The organism is Rhodococcus sp. MurmanLake-1, from assembly GCF_056945715.1.
In genome coordinates this window covers 322529-340546 of record NZ_JBWZNF010000001.1, presented here as the reverse complement: position 1 = coordinate 340546, position 18018 = coordinate 322529, and the positions used below count along the sequence as shown (strand labels likewise).

At 64.0% G+C, this 18018-nt stretch carries 18 protein-coding genes; 17 read left to right on the top strand and 1 reads right to left on the bottom strand.

Annotated features, from left to right (window positions below):
• The first annotated feature begins 88 nt into the window (after window positions 1-88).
• Genes aroC through aroQ form a run of 4 tightly spaced genes read left to right on the top strand, consistent with a single transcriptional unit; the run spans window position 89 to window position 3359 of the window.
• Entirely contained in the window at window positions 89-1276 is a 1188-nt protein-coding gene (gene aroC / locus AC2ETI_RS01405) for a chorismate synthase (RefSeq protein WP_024487252.1), read from the top strand.
• A gap of 13 nt (window positions 1277-1289) precedes the next feature.
• Entirely contained in the window at window positions 1290-1799 is a 510-nt protein-coding gene (locus AC2ETI_RS01400; protein ID WP_020907693.1) for a shikimate kinase, read from the top strand.
• 25 nt (window positions 1800-1824) lie between these two features.
• Entirely contained in the window at window positions 1825-2934 is a 1110-nt protein-coding gene (gene aroB / locus AC2ETI_RS01395) for a 3-dehydroquinate synthase (RefSeq protein ID WP_020907694.1), read from the top strand.
• A complete protein-coding gene (gene aroQ / locus AC2ETI_RS01390; protein WP_020907695.1) occupies window positions 2931-3359 on the top strand; it encodes a type II 3-dehydroquinate dehydratase in 429 nt (142 codons plus the stop codon). Before aroB ends, aroQ begins: the two co-directional genes overlap by 4 nt.
• Window positions 3360-3446: 87 nt before the next feature.
• On the opposite strand, the gene AC2ETI_RS01385 is transcribed toward aroQ, so the two are convergent.
• Window positions 3447-4055 carry a B-4DMT family transporter gene (locus AC2ETI_RS01385; RefSeq protein ID WP_019748369.1) on the bottom strand — a complete coding sequence of 203 codons (609 nt, stop codon included), beginning with the start codon at window positions 4053-4055 and terminating at the stop codon, window positions 3447-3449.
• Window positions 4056-4166: 111 nt separating this feature from the next.
• Between AC2ETI_RS01385 and AC2ETI_RS01380 the strand changes: the two genes are divergently transcribed.
• The 13 genes from AC2ETI_RS01380 (at window position 4167) to gmk (ending at window position 17964) form a co-directional block, all read left to right on the top strand.
• Complete coding sequence (locus AC2ETI_RS01380) at window positions 4167-5261, top strand: M24 family metallopeptidase (protein WP_483633474.1); 1095 nt, start codon at window positions 4167-4169, stop codon at window positions 5259-5261.
• A 34-nt stretch (window positions 5262-5295) separates the two neighbouring features.
• Window positions 5296-5859 carry an elongation factor P gene (gene efp / locus AC2ETI_RS01375; RefSeq protein WP_003944958.1) on the top strand — a complete coding sequence of 188 codons (564 nt, stop codon included), beginning with the start codon at window positions 5296-5298 and terminating at the stop codon, window positions 5857-5859.
• Complete coding sequence (nusB, locus tag AC2ETI_RS01370; protein ID WP_477846743.1) at window positions 5860-6357, top strand: transcription antitermination factor NusB; 498 nt, start codon at window positions 5860-5862, stop codon at window positions 6355-6357.
• Window positions 6358-6530: 173 nt separating this feature from the next.
• Window positions 6531-7172 (top strand): bifunctional pyr operon transcriptional regulator/uracil phosphoribosyltransferase PyrR, encoded by a 642-nt coding sequence (gene pyrR, locus AC2ETI_RS01365; protein WP_020907698.1) that lies wholly within the window; start codon window positions 6531-6533, stop codon window positions 7170-7172.
• On the top strand, window positions 7169-8113 hold the full coding sequence (locus AC2ETI_RS01360; RefSeq protein WP_003944883.1) for an aspartate carbamoyltransferase catalytic subunit: 945 nt from the start codon (window positions 7169-7171) through the stop codon (window positions 8111-8113). Before pyrR ends, AC2ETI_RS01360 begins: the two co-directional genes overlap by 4 nt.
• On the top strand, window positions 8110-9447 hold the full coding sequence (locus AC2ETI_RS01355) for a dihydroorotase (protein WP_007728012.1): 1338 nt from the start codon (window positions 8110-8112) through the stop codon (window positions 9445-9447). The genes AC2ETI_RS01360 and AC2ETI_RS01355 overlap by 4 nt, the downstream gene beginning before the upstream one ends.
• A gap of 6 nt (window positions 9448-9453) precedes the next feature.
• The gene (locus tag AC2ETI_RS01350) at window positions 9454-10035 is read left to right on the top strand and encodes a PH-like domain-containing protein (protein WP_020907699.1); all 582 of its coding nucleotides are present in this window, start codon (window positions 9454-9456) and stop codon (window positions 10033-10035) included.
• On the top strand, window positions 10032-11207 hold the full coding sequence (carA, locus tag AC2ETI_RS01345) for a glutamine-hydrolyzing carbamoyl-phosphate synthase small subunit (RefSeq protein ID WP_003944927.1): 1176 nt from the start codon (window positions 10032-10034) through the stop codon (window positions 11205-11207). The genes AC2ETI_RS01350 and carA overlap by 4 nt, the downstream gene beginning before the upstream one ends.
• Window positions 11207-14563 carry a carbamoyl-phosphate synthase large subunit gene (carB, locus tag AC2ETI_RS01340; protein WP_047888353.1) on the top strand — a complete coding sequence of 1119 codons (3357 nt, stop codon included), beginning with the start codon at window positions 11207-11209 and terminating at the stop codon, window positions 14561-14563. Before carA ends, carB begins: the two co-directional genes overlap by 1 nt.
• The gene (gene pyrF / locus AC2ETI_RS01335) at window positions 14560-15381 is read left to right on the top strand and encodes an orotidine-5'-phosphate decarboxylase (RefSeq protein WP_151531658.1); all 822 of its coding nucleotides are present in this window, start codon (window positions 14560-14562) and stop codon (window positions 15379-15381) included. Before carB ends, pyrF begins: the two co-directional genes overlap by 4 nt.
• 57 nt (window positions 15382-15438) lie before the next feature.
• The gene (locus AC2ETI_RS01330) at window positions 15439-16638 is read left to right on the top strand and encodes a glycosyltransferase 87 family protein (protein WP_020907703.1); all 1200 of its coding nucleotides are present in this window, start codon (window positions 15439-15441) and stop codon (window positions 16636-16638) included.
• Between the two features lie 369 nt (window positions 16639-17007).
• Complete coding sequence (gene mihF, locus AC2ETI_RS01325; protein WP_003944825.1) at window positions 17008-17328, top strand: integration host factor, actinobacterial type; 321 nt, start codon at window positions 17008-17010, stop codon at window positions 17326-17328.
• A gap of 36 nt (window positions 17329-17364) precedes the next feature.
• The gene (gene gmk / locus AC2ETI_RS01320; protein ID WP_483633473.1) at window positions 17365-17964 is read left to right on the top strand and encodes a guanylate kinase; all 600 of its coding nucleotides are present in this window, start codon (window positions 17365-17367) and stop codon (window positions 17962-17964) included.
• The last annotated feature ends 54 nt before the right edge of the window (window positions 17965-18018 follow it).

The window sequence follows — 18018 nt, the reverse complement described above, 5'->3', positions numbered from 1 at the left end:
CCCACACGCATCGTGCGTGTGGGCCATCTGCGTTCACCCGGAGGGCCACTGTGACAACTGAGGTCTGCGACGTGGAAAGATGGTCGGCGTGCTGCGTTGGATAACTGCCGGAGAATCCCATGGTCCCGCCCTCGTCGCGATGCTCGAGGGCATGGTCGCGGGGGTCGAAGTGACCTCTGAGGCCATCTCGTCCGAACTTGCCCGTCGTCGACTCGGTTACGGCCGTGGCGCGCGGATGAAGTTCGAGGCCGACAAGGTCACCATCATCGGTGGTGTCCGCCACGGATTTACGCTCGGTGGCCCCGTGGCCATCGAAATCGGCAACACCGAGTGGCCCAAGTGGGAAACCATCATGTCCGCCGACCCGGTCGACCCGGACCTGCTCGCCGATCAGGCTCGCAATGCTCCGCTGACGCGCCCGCGTCCCGGTCACGCCGATTACAGCGGCATGCTCAAGTACGGCTTCAACGACGCGCGTCCCGTCCTCGAGCGCGCCAGCGCTCGCGAGACCGCAGCCCGTGTAGCCGCCGGAACAGTCGCACGGTCGTTCCTGCGTCAGGTATTCGGTGCCGAGGTCGTTTCACACGTTATTTCCATCGGTGCTTCCGAGCCGTACGTCGGGCCCGTGCCGGATGGCAAGGACCTGGACGCGATCGACGCGAGCCCGGTCCGTGCCTTCGACAAGGCTGCAGAAGAGTCGATGATCGCCGAAATCGAATCGGCCAAGAAGGACGGCGACACCCTCGGCGGCGTCGTCGAGGTCGTCATCCACGGGCTGCCGGTCGGACTCGGCACCTTCGTCAGTGGCGCCGAGCGTCTCGATTCACGACTTGCCGCTGCCCTCATGGGAATTCAGGCCATCAAGGGCGTCGAGGTCGGTGACGGCTTCGAGACCGCGCGCCGTCGTGGCAGCGAGGCTCACGACGAAATCCGCCCGGGCCCGGACGGCATCGTGCGCTCCACCAACCGCGCAGGCGGTATCGAAGGTGGCATGACCAATGGTGAGGCCCTTCGAGTTCGCGCCGCGATGAAGCCGATCTCGACGGTTCCGCGCGCTCTGGCGACGGTCGACATGGAGAGCGGCGAGGAAGCGGTTGCCATCCACCAGCGCAGCGATGTGTGCGCGGTTCCGGCCGCCGGCGTCGTCGCCGAATCGATGGTTGCGCTTGTCGTGGCTCAGGCCGCACTCGAAAAGTTCGGTGGTGATTCCATTGCTGAAACCACTGCCAACTACCGTCGTTACGCCGAGGGCATCGCAGCCCGACCGCCTCGATAGGACTCACGTATCGATGAAGCCGAAGGCTGTACTCATCGGTCCGCCCGGTGCCGGCAAATCGACCATCGGTCGACGTCTCGCGCAGGCACTCGAACTCGAATTGGTCGATACCGACGCCGAGATCGAACGGACCACGGGTAGAACGATCCCGGAGATCTTCACCCATGACGGAGAGCCTCGGTTTCGTGAGATCGAGGAATCGGTGGTTCGCGACGCGTTGCAGGCCACCGACGGAATCGTCTCGCTCGGCGGTGGTGCGATCCTGTCCGATCGCACGCGCGAACTGCTCCAGGGTCACACGGTCATCTACCTGGAGATCAGTGTCGCCGAAGGGCTTCGCCGCACGGGGGCGAACAATCATCGTCCGCTGCTGGCCGGCGGAGATCCCAAGGTCAAGTACCAGGAGCTGATGAGGCGTCGTCGTCCGCTGTACCGGCGTTCGGCCACGATTCGGATTCGGACCGACGGCCGAAGCCCGGCGCGTGTCGTCGGGCAATTGGTGTCGAAACTTCAAGACAAATGAACAACCGGAGCGGAGTAGTGGAGCAGTGACCGAACCCGTACGTGTAGAGGTGAAGACCGCAAGTCCCTACCCGGTCGTGATCGGCCGCGGCCTGCTCGGTGACCTTGTTGCCGAGTTCGACGGCGCGCGCACTGTCGCGATCTTCCATCAGCCGCCGCTGGCAGAGACCGCGGAGGCTGTACGGGCTGCGTTGGCGGAGAAGGGAATCGACGCTCACCGCATCGAAATCCCCGACGCCGAGGACGGTAAGGATCTTGCCGTCGCGGGCTTCTGCTGGGACGTGCTCGGCCGGATCGGCCTGACTCGCAGCGACGCGATCATGAGCTTGGGCGGGGGAGCGGCGACCGACCTCACCGGCTTCGTCGCGGCTACGTGGATGCGTGGTGTCAAGGTTGTTCACGTCCCCACCACTTTGCTCGCGATGGTCGACGCAGCAGTGGGCGGCAAGACCGGTATCAACACCGAAGCGGGCAAGAACCTCGTCGGTTCGTTCCACGAGCCGGGAGCGGTGTTCATCGATCTCGCGACGCTCGAGACTGTGCCGCACAACGAAATCGTTGCAGGCATGGCCGAGGTCATCAAGACCGGATTCATCGCCGACCCGGTGATCCTGGACCTCATCGAAGCCGATCCCAAGGCTGCTCTCGATCCGTCGGGAACTGTTCTGCCCGAGCTGATTCGGCGCTCCGTCGAGGTCAAGGCCAAGGTCGTGGCCGCGGATCTGCGCGAGTCGGATCTGCGCGAAATCCTCAACTACGGCCACACACTCGGTCACGCGATCGAACGTCGTGAGCGCTACAAGTGGCGCCACGGTGCTGCCGTCTCCGTCGGGCTGGTATTCGCTGCCGAACTCGGACGGCTCGCGGGCCGACTCGACGACGCCACCGCCGATCGTCACAAGTCGATCCTCGATCTCGTCGGGCTGCCGACGTCGTACGACGGTGATGCGTTCGGCGATCTGATGAAGGGAATGCAGACCGACAAGAAGAACCGTGCCGGGCTGCTCCGTTTCGTGGTCCTCGACGGCCTCGCCAAGCCGGGCCGCCTCGAAGGGCCGGATCCGAGCCTGCTGGTCGCGGCGTACTCGGCGATCGCCCGTGATCCTCGGCCGGCCGGCGGAACGGTCCTGCTGTGAGGATCAACGTCGTCAACGGACCCAATCTGGGGCGTCTGGGTAAGCGTCAGCCCGAGGTCTACGGCGCGACCACACACGACGATCTGATCGAATTGTGCGTCGCGGCAGGTAAGGACCTCGGCGTCGAGGTGATCGTCCGTCAGAGCGATCACGAAGGCGATCTGCTCGGTTGGATCCACGACGCGGCGGACGCGGGGGAACCGGTGATCCTCAATGCCGGTGGCTTGACGCACACGTCGGTGGTCCTGCGAGATGCATGCGCCGAACTGACCGCAGGTCTCGTCGAGGTGCACATCTCGAACGTTCATGCGCGAGAAGAGTTTCGGCACCATTCCTACCTGAGTCCGATTGCGACCGGCGTGATCGTCGGACTCGGCGTCGCCGCGTATCCGCTGGCGATCAGGTTCCTCGCCGAGCGAGGCTGAACGAGGGAAGTCGAAAAGCCGACCACACGAATGCGGCCCCGAGGAAAATTTCCTCGGGGCCGCATTCGATTGTGTAGACGGCGGGCGTTACTGCTCGCGCTTGCCCAGATCGATCGCTGGGAAGACCGCGGTATCGGCGTCGGATTCCTCGACGGACATGGCGGCTCCGCTGTATGCGTGCTGCTCGGTGGGGGAGTCGTAGCCCTCGCTGACGGGCACCGGTTCGTGGTGACGCTCGTGGGACGGGGTCTGCGGAGCGGTTCCGTTCTTGCGCTGCTCACGACTGACGAAGAAACGTCCGACGGTGATGGCGATCATGGCAGGAACGAAGATGAGAAGGATCGTGAACGCCGCACCGGAGGTCACCTCGAAGAACAAGCCCTGCTGAGTGAGTTCGAGGGAGGGGACCAGGCTGAGTGCCCAGCTGGCAGCGCCGGCGACGAATCCGCCGACCAAAGCAGCTTTGAGCCACAGCATGGTCAGATCGGCGCCGTCCTCGGGTTCGGGGAAGTTTCGGCGGTCGCGAATGCCGTCGATACCACCCCAGATCGCGGCGAAGACGATGACGATCAACAGGGACAGCCAGCGCAGGGTGGACCCCTGAAGTGGCCACTGTGCGATTGCTGCACCGAGCAACGCACGAAACACAACATGTATCAGGGCCATGCCGAGGCCACGTACCAACCACGCATTCATGGGTACAGCCTAACTAGAACCCATTACACCTTGTGGCCTAACCCACACTTATTGCTGTAACCGTTAGTTTCGAGTTGATCGACAGGTCTGCCAGGGCGGTAGGTTCGAGGGATGCCGGTCGACTTCAGAACACGCCGTGAATCCCTCAGACGCCTCCTCGCGGAGCGCGAACTCGACGCGATTCTCGTCACAGATCTCCTCAACATCAGGTACCTCACCGGTTTCACCGGTTCCAATGCTGCGCTCGTCGTCAGTGCGTCCGATTCGGCGTCCGACGAACGCGCGACGGTGATCTGCACCGACGGTCGTTACGTGACGCAGGTGGCGGAGCAGGTTCCGGACCTGCGCGCTGAAATCGCCCGTTCGAGTGCTGCGCACTTGATCGAGAAGTCGACGATGCCCGTTCTCGCGTTCGAGTCACACGTCGCGACGTTCGCCGAACATCGCGCATGGACCGAGGCAGCACCGAAGATCCGGTTCGAACCGGTGAGTGGACTCGTCGAACAGTTGCGCATGGTCAAGGACGAGCACGAGGTGGAGTTGTTGCGCGCCGCATGCACTTCAGCCGATGTCGCGTTGGCGCAGTTGATCGCTCGCGGCGGTCTGCGACCTGGCCGAACCGAACGAGAGGTCGGTCGTGAACTGGAAAACCTCATGCTCGACAACGGCGCAGACGGTATTTCCTTCGAGACGATCGTGGCGGCAGGCGTCAACTCGGCGATTCCGCATCACCGACCGACCGACGCGATCCTGGCGTCGGGTGACTTCGTGAAACTCGACTTCGGCGCACAGGTCGGTGGGTACCACTCGGACATGACCCGGACGTACGTGCTCGAGTCCGTTTCCGATTCGCAACGGGAGATTTACGAACTCGTCGCGCGGTCACAAGCTGCCGGTTGCGATGCCCTCGCTCCGGGTGTCGAATGTGCGGCCGTGGACGCCGCCGCCCGTTCGGTGATCGACGATGCAGGCTACGGCGAGTTGTTCCTGCACGGCCTCGGCCACGGTGTCGGCCTCGAAATCCACGAAGCACCGGGAATCGGCAAGCTCGGCACCGGTACACTTCTTTCCGGCGCGGCGGTGACCGTCGAGCCGGGCGTGTACTTCTCCGGGCGCGGAGGTGTACGGATCGAGGACACGCTCGTTGTTCGTGAGCAGGGGCCAGAGCTGCTCACACTGACCGCAAAAGACCTTACCGTCGTCTGAGACGGTTTCCCGACCCCTAGGAGACGCGAAGCAAGTGGCTTCCACCAGTGATTTCAAGAATGGTCTGGTTCTGCAGATCGAAGGCCAGCTGTGGACGATCATCGAGTTCCAGCATGTCAAGCCCGGCAAGGGCCCTGCCTTCGTGCGCACCAAGCTCAAGAACGTGCTCTCGGGCAAGGTAGTGGACAAGACGTTCAACGCCGGTGTGAAGGTCGAGACCGCCACGGTCGACCGTCGTGACATGACCTACCTGTACCACGACGGCAGCGACTACATCTTCATGGACGGCGACACCTACGACCAGGTGTCGATCAGTGAATCCACCGTCGGCGACCAGTCGCGTTTCCTGCTCGAGAACATGGCCGTCCAGGTCGCGACCCACGAAGACGTTCCCCTCTTCGTCGAGCTTCCGGTCACGGTCGAGCTCGTCGTCAAGCACACCGATCCGGGCCTGCAGGGCGACCGCTCCACCGGCGGCACCAAGCCTGCCACCCTCGAGACCGGTGCCGAGATCAACGTGCCGCTCTTCATCAACACCGGTGACAAGCTCAAGGTCGATTCCCGTGACGGCAACTACCTCGGGCGTGTGAATTCCTGAGTGTCCGGCACACATAAGAAACTCGGTGCACGCCACAAGGCGCGCAAGCGTGCCGTCGACTTCCTCTTCGAAGCCGAGGCACGTGACCTCGATCCGGTCGCGCTCGCATCGGAGCGTTCCGATCTGTCCGTCGAGGACGACGCGGTAGCACCCGTCGCGGCCTACACCGTCACGTTGGTGTCCGGCGTTGCGGAGAATCTGGACCGGATCGATCAGGTCATCTCCTCGCATCTGCAGGATTGGACGCTCGAGCGTCTGCCCGCCGTCGACCGTGCGATTCTGCGTATCGCCGTGTGGGAGCTCTTCCATGCGACGGACGTTCCGCCGGTTGTCGCCGTGGACGAGGCCGTCGAACTCGCGAAGCAGCTCTCGACGGACGACTCTCCGGGATTCGTCAACGGAATCCTCGGTCAGGTCGTTCTCGTTGCGCCGCAGGTTCGATCGGCTGCAGCTGCGACCTCGCAGCGCGCGCAGGAATCGGATTCGGGTACCGAGTAGCAAGTTCTGTTCCACCACCGCCGTGCGAGTGTCACCGTGCGCGTTGTGTGTCTGCACACAACCGGTCGAAGTCGCTGCTCGCACGGCGGGATCAGGTCTGTCGGCTGATAGGGTGGGGACCGTCAGACATCCTTTAACGATCCGTCCAGTGAGGCGGAGAAGGAGGTCGCTGTATGAGCGTGCCCGAAGGGTCTCGCCCATCCGATCTTGCAGGTCCAGGCAGCGCCAAGGCATCCGCTGGTGCCGAGGCAAGTAGTGAGACCCGTGAATTGTTGTCCGCCCAGGATGTGGGCCGGACCATCGCGCGGATCGCTCACGAGATCATCGAGAAAACCGCACTCGACGGACCCGAGGGAACAGCCCCTCGTGTGGTCCTGATCGGCATCCCGACGCGCGGAACCACCCTCGCCACGCGACTGCGCGCCAAGATCGAAGAATTCTCCGGTGTGCGTCTTCCCATCGGATCTCTCGACATCACGCTCTACCGTGATGATCTCCGCACCAAGCCGCATCGCCCGCTCGAGCGCACGTCCGTCCCCGAAGGTGGCGTCGACAATGCTCTGGTCGTCCTGGTGGACGATGTCCTCTTCTCCGGTCGCACCGTGCGCTCCGCCCTCGATGCGTTGCGCGATCTCGGTCGCCCCCGGGCCGTCCAACTCGCAGTGCTGGTCGATCGCGGTCATCGCGAACTGCCGCTGCGCGCCGACTACGTCGGCAAGAACGTCCCGACCGCGAGGTCAGAAGACGTCAAGGTTCTCCTCCAGGAACACGACGGCAGGGAAGCGGTAGTCATCTCCGGAGGTAAGAGCGCGTGAAGCACCTTCTTTCCATCGCGGACCTCGATCGTGAGTCCGCGGTAGAACTTCTCGACGAGGCAGAACGCTTCGAGCAGGCGCTGCTGGGCCGCGAAGTACGCAAACTCCCGACGCTGCGCGGACGCACGGTCATGACGGTGTTCTTCGAGAACTCGACGCGCACCCGGGTGTCCTTCGAGGTGGCCGGTAAGTGGATGAGCGCGGACGTCATCAACGTCAGCGCATCGAGTTCCTCGGTGTCCAAGGGCGAATCCCTGCGCGATACCGCGATGACCCTGCGCGCGGCCGGTGCTGACGCCCTCATCGTGCGGCATCCGGCTTCGGGTGCCGCCCATCAGATCGCCAAGTGGACCGGAGCGGCCGACGACGGTGGCCCGGCAGTCATCAACGCAGGTGACGGCACGCATGAGCATCCAACTCAGGCGCTTCTCGACGCTTTGACCCTTCGCCAGCGCCTCGGCGACATCGAGGGCAAGCGGATCGCGATCGTCGGCGACATTCTGCACAGCCGTGTGGCCCGGTCCAACGCGCTGCTGCTCTCGATGCTCGGCGCGGAGGTCGTCTTGGTGGCGCCTCCGACACTGCTGCCGGTCGGCGCGCACACGTGGCCGGTCACGGTCTCGCATTCGCTCGACGCCGAACTGCCCGGACTCGACGCGGTGCTGATGCTGCGGGTTCAGGCCGAACGCATGAACGGCGGCTTCTTCCCTTCGCAGCGCGAGTACTCGATCAACTACGGCCTGTCCGAGAAGCGACTGGCGATGCTGGCCGACCACGCGGTGGTCTTGCACCCCGGTCCGATGCTGCGCGGCATGGAGATCGCATCCGCCGTCGCCGATTCCTCGAAAACTGCTGTACTGCAACAGGTTACCAACGGCGTACACATGCGCATGGCTGTCTTGTTCCGACTGCTGGTCGGGTCGGAGGACGGTGCGCTGTGACCAGAAACGAGAACGGAGAATCACCCGTGAGTGTCCTGCTCCGCGGAGTCCTGATCTACGGAGAAGGTGAGCCCACCGACGTACTCGTCGGCGACGGCACGATCCTCGAGATCGGCGTGGACCTCGATCCGGCCACGGCATCCGAGGTGATCGATGCCGGCGGGCAGATCCTGCTTCCCGGCTTCGTGGACCTGCACACCCATCTACGTGAGCCTGGTCGCGAAGACACCGAGACCATCGAAACCGGAAGCTCCGCGGCCGCTCTGGGTGGATACACCGCGGTCTTCGCGATGGCGAACACGAGCCCCGTCGCCGATTCGGTGGTCATCACCGATCACGTCTGGCGACGCGGACAGGAAGTCGGCCTCGTCGACGTCCACCCCGTCGGCGCAGTCACCGCAGGCCTGGAAGGCAAGCAGCTCGCCGAGATGGCGACCATGGCCGCAGGCGTCGGCAAGGTCAAGATGTTCTCCGACGACGGTCACTGCGTCTACGACCCACTGATCATGCGTCGCGCGCTCGAATACTCCAGCTCACTGGGCGTCCTGATCGCGCAGCACGCGGAAGAACCGCGTTTGACGGTCGGTGCGGTCGCCCACGAGGGCCCCACGGCCGCGCGTCTCGGCCTGGCCGGATGGCCGCGAGCAGCCGAAGAATCGATCGTGGCCCGTGACGCACTGCTCGCGCGTGACGCCGGCGCCCGCGTTCACATCTGCCACGCATCCACCGCCGGAACCGTCGAACTCGTGAAGTGGGCTCGCAGCCAAGGGATTTCGATCACCGCCGAGGTCACCCCGCATCACCTGCTCCTCGATGATTCACGTCTCGAGACGTACGACGCGATCAACAAGGTCAACCCGCCGTTGCGTGAGGCCAGCGATGTTGCTGCCCTGCGCAAGGGTCTGGCCGAGGGCATCATCGACTGCGTCGCGACTGACCATGCACCGCACGCCGAGCAGGACAAGTGCTGCGAATTCGCGGCCGCCCGCCCCGGAATGCTCGGCCTCGAGACCGCGCTCTCGATCATCGTGCAGACGATGGTCCAGCCCGGCCTGTTGGACTGGCGCGGTGTTGCCCGGGTCATGAGCGAGCGCCCAGCGGCGATCGTCGGACTCGACGATCAAGGCCGTCCCATCGAGGTGGGGGAGCCCGCCAACCTGACATTGGTCGATCCGTCGGCCGAGTGGACGGTCCACGGCCCAGACCTGGCGAGTGTCGCGCATAACACTCCGTACGAGTCGATGACATTGCCCGCACGGGTCACGACCACACTGTTACGTGGCCGCATCACCGCACACGACGGGAATGTGCGGCTGCGGAGTAGCGAGGAGTAGCGCGTCATGGACAGAGCACTGTGGATCATCGGTCTGGCGATCTTCTGGGTCGCAATGATCGGCCTGATGTACGTCGGTTGGCGTGGACGCGCTCGACGCCAGAAAGACAAGATCGGCGAACTGCCGACGGTACCGGCAACCCTGGGTGAACTGCTCGTCCTGCCGACCACCGGCCTGTACGTCGGTAGCACCATCGCACCCAGTTGGCAGGACCGCATCGCCGTCGGCGACCTCGGTTTCCGCGCCACCTGCGAGATCAGCCGCTACAGCGGCGGAATTCTGGTCGAGCGTGACGGTGCGTCGGCCATCTGGATTCCGGAGAAGTCGATCCGCGCGATCCGCACGGAGAACGGTCTTGCCGGCAAGGTCATGAGCAAGGACGGCGTCCTGGTGATTCGCTGGGAATTGCCGAGCGGAACCGAGATCGACACGGGCGTGCGCGGTGACGACAAGACGGTTTATCCGGACTGGGTCAAGCCGGTAACTGCTTCGAACAAGACTGCTTCGAACAAGACTGCCTCGAACAAGACGAATGACAACGAAGACGCAAGCTCTGGCGACATCGAGCAGAACGGAAAGAACGCATGAGCGGCTTTGGCAACAGCCCCGCAGTACTGGTCCTCGAAGACGGACGGGTGTTCCGCGGAACCACCTTCGGTGCGGTTGGACAGACCCTGGGCGAAGCGGTGTTCAGCACCGGCATGACCGGCTACCAGGAAACGCTCACCGATCCCAGCTACCACCGCCAGATCGTGGTCTCCACCGCGCCGCAGATCGGCAACACCGGCTGGAACGACGAAGACGACGAGTCGGTCGGACCGACCGGCGAGAGTGCCGGCGCCAAGATCTGGGTTGCCGGGTACGTCGTTCGTGACCCCTCGCGCGTCACCTCGAGCTGGCGTGCAACCGGTTCGCTGCAGGCCAAGCTCGAAGAGCAGGGCATCGTCGGAATCGCCGGGATCGACACTCGTGCCCTGGTTCGCCACCTGCGTACTCGCGGTTCGATGAAGGCAGGCGTCTTCTCCGGTGAAGCCATCGCCGCCGATGACGAACTGGTCCGACGGGTTCAGGATCAGCCGACCATGCTCGGCGCCGATCTTGCCGGTGAAGTCAGCACCACCAGCGGCTACGTCGTCGAGCCGAAGGGCGGGGAGGCGCTGTACACGGTTGCCGCCATCGACCTCGGTATCAAGACCAACACCCCGCGCATGTTCGCCGAGCGCGGTATCCGCGTCCACGTGTTGCCGTCCAATGCGAGTCTCGAACAGATCCTCGACCTGAAGGCCGACGGAGTGTTCCTCTCCAACGGTCCCGGTGACCCGGCCACCGCCGACGGCGCAGTGCACCTGACAAAAGAGGTCATCGGACAGGGCTTGCCGCTGTTCGGTATCTGCTTCGGCAACCAGATCCTGGGCCGCGCACTCGGCCTGAGCACGTACAAGATGAAGTTCGGCCACCGCGGCATCAACATCCCGGTGATCGAGCATCAGACGGGTCGCATCGCGATCACCGCGCAGAACCACGGCTTCGCACTCGAAGGTGAAGCCGGCCAGGAATTCGACACCCCGTTCGGTCGCGCCGTGGTAAGCCACACCTGCGCCAATGACGGAGCCGTCGAAGGTGTTCGCCTGCTGGACGATTCGGCCTTCTCGGTGCAGTACCACCCGGAGGCGGCAGCCGGCCCGCACGACGCTGCGTACCTCTTCGACCGCTTCACCAGCCTGCTCTCCGCACGGAAAGAAACCGGAGTCAAGAACTAATGCCACGCCGTACAGATCTCAAGCACATCCTGGTAATCGGCTCCGGTCCGATCGTCATCGGTCAGGCCTGTGAGTTCGACTACTCGGGCACCCAGGCTTGCCGCGTCCTCCAGGAGGAGGGCCTGCGCGTCAGCCTGGTCAACTCCAACCCGGCCACCATCATGACGGACCCCGAGTTCGCCGACGCCACGTACGTCGAGCCGATCACGGCCGAGTTCCTCGAGAAGGTCATCGCCAAGGAAGCGTTGCAGGGCAACAAGATCGACGCCGTCCTCGCGACGCTCGGCGGTCAGACCGCTCTCAACGCCGCTGTGGCGCTGCACGAGCAGGGCATCCTCGAGAAGTACGACGTCGAGCTGATCGGCGCCGACTTCGACGCCATCCAGCGCGGCGAGGATCGCCAGAAGTTCAAGGACATCGTCGCCAAGGTCGGTGGCGAATCCGCGAAGTCCGCAGTTTGCTACACGATGGACGAAGTACACGCCACGGTCGCCGAACTCGGTTACCCGGTTGTCGTGCGTCCGTCCTTCACCATGGGCGGCCTCGGTTCCGGCATGGCGTACGACGTCGACGATCTCAACCGCATCGCCGGTGGCGGTCTGGCCGCGTCGCCGACGGCGAACGTCCTGATCGAGGAATCCATCCTCGGCTGGAAGGAATACGAACTCGAGCTGATGCGCGACAGTCGCGACAACGTCGTGATCGTCTGCTCCATCGAGAACGTCGACCCGGTCGGTGTCCACACCGGAGACTCGGTCACCGTTGCTCCGGCGATGACGCTGACCGACCGCGAGTACCAGGCGATGCGCGACCTCTCCATCGACATTCTGCGTGAGGTGGGCGTCGACACCGGCGGCTGCAACATCCAGTTCGCGATGGACCCGGCCGACGGCCGCCTGGTTGTCATCGAGATGAACCCGCGCGTTTCCCGCTCGTCGGCGCTGGCGTCGAAGGCGACCGGTTACCCGATCGCCAAGATGGCCGCCAAGCTTGCCATCGGCTACACGCTCGACGAGATCGTCAACGACATCACCAAGGAAACCCCGGCTTGCTTCGAGCCGACACTCGACTACGTCGTCGTCAAGGCTCCGCGGTTCGCTTTCGAGAAGTTCCCCGGTGCCGACGGAACCCTGACCACCACGATGAAGTCGGTAGGCGAGGCCATGAGCATTGGCCGCAACTTCACCGAGGCTTTCGGCAAGGTCATGCGTTCACTCGAGACCAAGCGTGCGGGTTACTGGACCGGCGCCGACATCGAGACGGAGAGCCTGGACGCCCTGCTCGCCGATCTGAGCGTTCCGCAGGACGGCCGCATGTACGGCATCGAGAAGGCATTCGCCCTCGGCGCAACTGTCGAGCAGCTCTTCGACGCCACCAAGATCGATCCGTGGTTCCTCGACCAGTTCCAGCAGATTCACGAGCTCGGTGAAAAGCTTCGCGCTGCAGAGTCTTTCGACGAGGCTGCCCTGCGTCAGGCCAAGTACCACGGCATCTCGGACCGCCAGATCGCGGCTCTGCGCCCCGAACTCGGTGGTGACACGCACGCAGGTGAGGACGCCGTTCGCGCTCTGCGTGATCAGCTTGGCGTGCGCCCCGTCTACAAGACCGTCGACACCTGCGCCGCAGAGTTCGAGGCCAAGACGCCGTACCACTACTCGACCTACGAGCTTGATCCCGAGGCCGAGTCCGAAGTGGCTCCGCAGACCGAGCGACCCAAGGTTCTGATCCTCGGATCCGGCCCCAACCGCATCGGCCAGGGCATCGAGTTCGACTACTCGTGTGTCCACGCTGCCCAGACGCTGTCCGAGGCCGGGTACGAGACCGTCATGGTCAACTGCAACCCCGAGACCGTCTCCACGGACTACGACACCGCTGATCGCCTGTACTTCGAGCCGCTGACATTCGAGGACGTCTTCGAGGTCTACCGCGCGGAGGCGCAGTCGGGCACCGTTGCCGGCGTCATCGTCCAGCTCGGCGGCCAGACCCCGCTCGGATTGGCGAAGCGCCTCGAAGCTGCCGGCGTTCCCATCGTGGGAACCAGCCCCGCAGCCATCGACCTGGCGGAGGACCGCGGCGAATTCGGTCGCGTGCTCACCGAAGCCGGTCTGCCTGCACCGAAGTTCGGTACCGCCACCACGTTCGACGGCGCCCGCGAGATCGCAGCAGGCATCGGCTACCCGGTGCTGGTGCGTCCGTCGTACGTGCTCGGTGGACGCGGCATGGAGATCGTCTACGACGAGGCTTCACTCGCCGACTACATCTCGCGTGCCACGGAGATCTCCGACGATCGTCCGGTCCTGGTCGACCGCTTCCTCGAAGACGCGGTCGAGATCGACGTCGACGCTCTGTGCGACGGCACCGAGGTGTACCTCGGCGGCGTCATGGAGCACATCGAGGAAGCCGGCATTCACTCCGGTGACTCGGCGTGTGCGCTCCCGCCCATCACTCTGGGCCGTGCGGATCTCGAGAACGTCCGCCGCTCCACCGAGGCTCTCGCAAAGGGCATCGGCGTCAAGGGCCTGCTCAACGTCCAGTACGCCCTCAAGGACGACATCCTCTACGTGCTGGAAGCAAATCCCCGCGCCAGCCGTACGGTTCCGTTCGTCTCCAAGGCGACGGCCGTCCAGCTGGCCAAGGCATGCGCCCGCGTCATGCTCGGCGAATCCATCGCCGACCTGCGCGCAAGCGGCATCCTGCCGGCGACCGGCGACGGTGGAAACACCCCGGCCGGTGCACCGATCGCGGTCAAGGAAGCTGTGTTGCCGTTCAACCGCTTCCGTCGCGCCGACGGTACCGGCGTGGATACCTTGCTCAGCCCGGAAATGAAGTCCACCGGTGAAGTCATGGGAATCGACTTCGACTTCGGTACGGCTTTTGCCAAGTCGCAGACTGCCGCCTACGGGTCGTTGCCCACCACCGGCGCGGTGTTCGTCTCGGTCGCCAACAAGGACAAGCGTTCGCTGATCTTCCCGGTCAAGCGCCTGGCAGATCTCGGATTCACCATCCTTGCCACCGAAGGAACCGCAGATGTGTTGCGGCGCAACGGTATCGAGTGCAAGCAGGTGTACAAGCAGTCGGGTGAGGATGTTCCGGCCGGTGCCGAGACCATCGTCGACCAGATCCGCAGCGGCGAGGTCGCCATGGTCATCAACACGCCGTACGGCAACAACGGTCCGCGTGTCGACGGCTACGAGATCCGAAGCGCAGCAGTCGCGTCGAACATCCCGTGCATCACGACGGTCCAGGGCGCCTCGGCCGCCGTGCAGGGCATCGAAGCGGCCATCCGCGGCGATATCGGAGTTCACTCCCTGCAGGAACTGCACGCAGGTCTTCGTCAGCCGGCACAGCAGTCGTGAGTCACAGTTGGGGGCATCGTCTCCGGTCCGCGATCGCGGACCGGGGGCGGCTGTGCGTCGGTATCGACCCGCATCCCGCGCTTCTCGACGCGTGGGGACTGCCACGTACCGCCGAAGGTCTGGAGACTTTCGCCGAGATCTGCGTCGAGGCCTTCACCGGTGAGGTTGGACTCGTCAAACCTCAGGTTGCGTTCTTCGAGGCGTACGGAAGCGCCGGCTTCGCCGTGTTGGAGCGGACCATCTCGGTTCTTCGCGATGCGGGAACGCTTGTCGTCGCGGACGCCAAGCGCGGTGACATCGGTTCGACGATGGACGCGTACGCGCAAGCCTGGTTGGGTGATTCGCCGTTGGCCTCCGACTCGGTCACCGTTTCGCCGTACCTGGGATTCGGGGCGTTGGCTCCGACACTCGAACTGGCAAGGCAGAACGCACGCGGGATCTTCGTGCTGGCACGAACCTCCAATCCGGAAGGCGGCGTACTTCAACAGTCGTCGTCTGACGGTGTGAGCGTGGCTCAGTCGATTGTCAACGCTGCGGTCGACGCGAACGCCGACGGACGCGACACCGTCGGACTGGTGGTCGGTGCAACTCGGGACCACGGTCTGGACCTGTCGCAGTTCAACGGCCCGATTCTCGCTCCGGGGCTCGGCGCGCAGGGTGCGACGGCAGCGGATCTCGCAGACATCTTCGCGGGATCGACCGAGCTCCTGCTCCCGAACACTTCCCGTGGGGTGCTCAAGCATGGTCCTTCGGTATCGGCACTTCGGGAGGCAGCAATGCGTGACCGAGACGAGATCGAAGCCGCATTGGCGCACTGATCCGTGAGTGACCTCGAGGCTCGTTCGAGCGGTGGAACCCGGTGGTACCGTCCGTCGGTGAATCGTTGGTGGCAGATCGGACTTCTCGTCGCGGCGTGCGCGCTGCTCGCCACCGGGTTCCAATCCGTCACCGGCGTACACGGCGACGATCTCGCCGTGTACCGGACGGCGGGTCAAGCCGTCCTCGACGGCTCGAACCTGTACGACGAGTCGTTCAACGCGAGACTGCCGTTCACTTATCCGCCCTTCGCTGCGCTCGTCGCCGTTCCGGTCGCCTTGGGTTCCTGGGGGGCGGTCCAGTGGGGATGGAGTTTCGTCAGCCTCCTGATGCTGGCCGCGATCATCGTGCTCAGCTATCGCGAAGTCCCGTTCACACGTAGGCGGCCCGTCGTCGTCTACGTGGGTTTCCTGGTCCTTTGGACGGCGGCATCGCCGATCTCCGATCACCTCGGGTACGGGCAGGTCGGGTTGTTCCTGACACTCCTGTGCCTGATCGACGTGCTGGCTCGACCACGGTGGATTCCCGAGGGTGTGCTGGTGGGGATCGCCGGGGCCGTCAAACTGGTGCCTCTCGTCTACATCGGTTACTACGTGATCACCGGGCGTTGGAAAGCAGTTGCGGGCGGCCTCGCCGGCTTCCTCGGCGCCACGGCACTCGGCTTTGCCGTTCTCCCGCGCCAGACGATCGACTACTTCGGTGACATCGCCTCACTCTCGGGGCGCGTCGCGGTCGGTGACCCGTCCGTGTTCGGTAACCAGTCCGTGCGTGGAATGGCCTTACGGCTACTCCCCGAGGGCCTGGTGGGTCCGGCATGGCTCGTCGCCTGTGCAGTGTTGGGTGTCCTCGGAATTGTCGCGACGCGGCGCGCTCAGCGCCTGCGAGGTGATCTTGCCGGTTTCACGGTGGTTGCTCTGCTGGCGGCAATCGTGACTCCCATTGCCTGGACCCACCACTTCGTGTGGTTGGTGCCGGCGGTGGGTGTGCTCCTCGTTCCGATCAAGTCGGGCGTGGGGGAGGACACCCGATCGGTACCCGCGTGGTCCTGGATCGCGATCGGCCTCACCGCTGCGGTCGTGCTGTTTCGGCTTCCTCGGGTCGGCGCGGACATGGATATCCCGGTCGTCGGCTTCGTCCTGGAGAATTCATTGCTCTGGGCGAGCCTCGCGGTAGTACTCGCTCTGGCCGCCCCCGGCGTGAGCCGCACCGAACCGGACACGGTCGATGCCGACGATCCGAAATCGTCGCTGCCGACCTGAAAACAGGCCGCGACACGCGCATGGGCGTCGAAAATGCTCGAAATTTTTGGATGTGTCGGCGACCACGTTCATTCCCGCAGGTAACGATTTCGCACACACGCATGGGGACGTCGCATCTGATGTATCGAAATGCTTTGTGTTACAGTCTATTTCGGTACTGTACGCACGTTCGTGTTGCGTCGAATCCGTCTCGATCCAGCCGAAAACGGCGATGATGTGTGACATCGATTCGACGCGCATAACCCACCGCGATCTGCATCGGACCGCGGGGGGTGGGTTAGCAATTCGCGCCAGGCGTGAGTACGGTCGCTATCGCTGCTGGTTATCAGCGGAATAGACAAAATTTGCACACGACGAGACGGAGGAACCGTGGCCCTTCCCCAGTTGACTGATGAGCAGCGCGCTGCTGCTTTGGAGAAGGCAGCTGCTGCCCGCAAGGCCAGGGCTGAGCTCAAGGAGCGCCTGAAGCGTGGCGGCACCGACCTCAAGCAGGTCCTCAAGGACGCCGAAGACAACGAAATCTTGGGCAAGATGAAGGTTTCGGCACTGCTCGAGGCGCTGCCCAAGGTGGGCAAGGTCAAGGCTCAGGAGATCATGACCGAGCTGGAGATTGCACCGACCCGTCGCCTTCGTGGCCTCGGTGATCGGCAGCGCAAGGCTCTGCTCACCAAGTTTGACTTCGAGGCCTGAGCCGACAAGTGATGATTGCTGACGCGGCAGTGTCTGATGATTGCTGACGCAACAGTGTCAGAGAGCAAGACCGCAGTGCGGAGGGGTCGGCTGGTTGTACTGGCCGGCCCTTCGGCTGTCGGTAAGTCCAGCGTCGTTCGCGAGCTGAGAACTCGGTTGCCTGAACTCGTTTTCAGCGTTTCGGCGACCACTCGCGATCCCCGTCCCGGTGAAGTGGACGGCAAGGACTACCGATTCACCTCCCGTGAAGAATTTCAACGGATGATCGACTCCGGTGAACTTCTCGAATGGGCGGAAATCCACGGCGGTCTACAGCGCTCCGGCACCCCGGCAGCGCCGATCGAAGAAGCGCTCGAAGTTGGAAAGCCCGTACTCGTCGAGGTCGATCTCGCCGGAGCACGAGCTGTCCGCCGGGCGATGCCCGAAGCTCTGTTGGTGTTCATGGCTCCACCGAGCTGGGACGTTCTGGTGCAACGGCTGACCGGACGGGGAACCGAAACGGAAGACGTCGTGGCACGCCGACTCGAGACGGCCCGAGTGGAATTGGCCGCACAGGACGAGTTCGACACGGTCATCGTGAACGAGGATGTAAGCCGTGCTTGCGATGAGTTGGTATCCTTGTTGGTTGGGAACTGATTCCGCACCCTTCGGGAACCGATTTCCGCCCCGTTTCTCAGATATCCGGATCGA

Excerpts from the sequence above, each read along its gene's own strand:
- AC2ETI_RS01385 (WP_019748369.1), bottom strand. The coding sequence starts at position 4,055 with ATGAATGCGTGGTTGGTACGTGGCCTCGGCATGGCCCTGATACATGTT.
- carA (WP_003944927.1), top strand. The coding sequence starts at position 10,032 with ATGAGCGGCTTTGGCAACAGCCCCGCAGTACTGGTCCTCGAAGACGGA.
- carB (WP_047888353.1), top strand. The coding sequence starts at position 11,207 with ATGCCACGCCGTACAGATCTCAAGCACATCCTGGTAATCGGCTCCGGT.
- pyrR (WP_020907698.1), top strand. The coding sequence starts at position 6,531 with ATGAGCGTGCCCGAAGGGTCTCGCCCATCCGATCTTGCAGGTCCAGGC.
- AC2ETI_RS01350 (WP_020907699.1), top strand. The coding sequence starts at position 9,454 with ATGGACAGAGCACTGTGGATCATCGGTCTGGCGATCTTCTGGGTCGCA.
- AC2ETI_RS01400 (WP_020907693.1), top strand. The coding sequence starts at position 1,290 with ATGAAGCCGAAGGCTGTACTCATCGGTCCGCCCGGTGCCGGCAAATCG.
- gmk (WP_483633473.1), top strand. The coding sequence starts at position 17,365 with ATGATTGCTGACGCAACAGTGTCAGAGAGCAAGACCGCAGTGCGGAGG.
- AC2ETI_RS01380 (WP_483633474.1), top strand. The coding sequence starts at position 4,167 with ATGCCGGTCGACTTCAGAACACGCCGTGAATCCCTCAGACGCCTCCTC.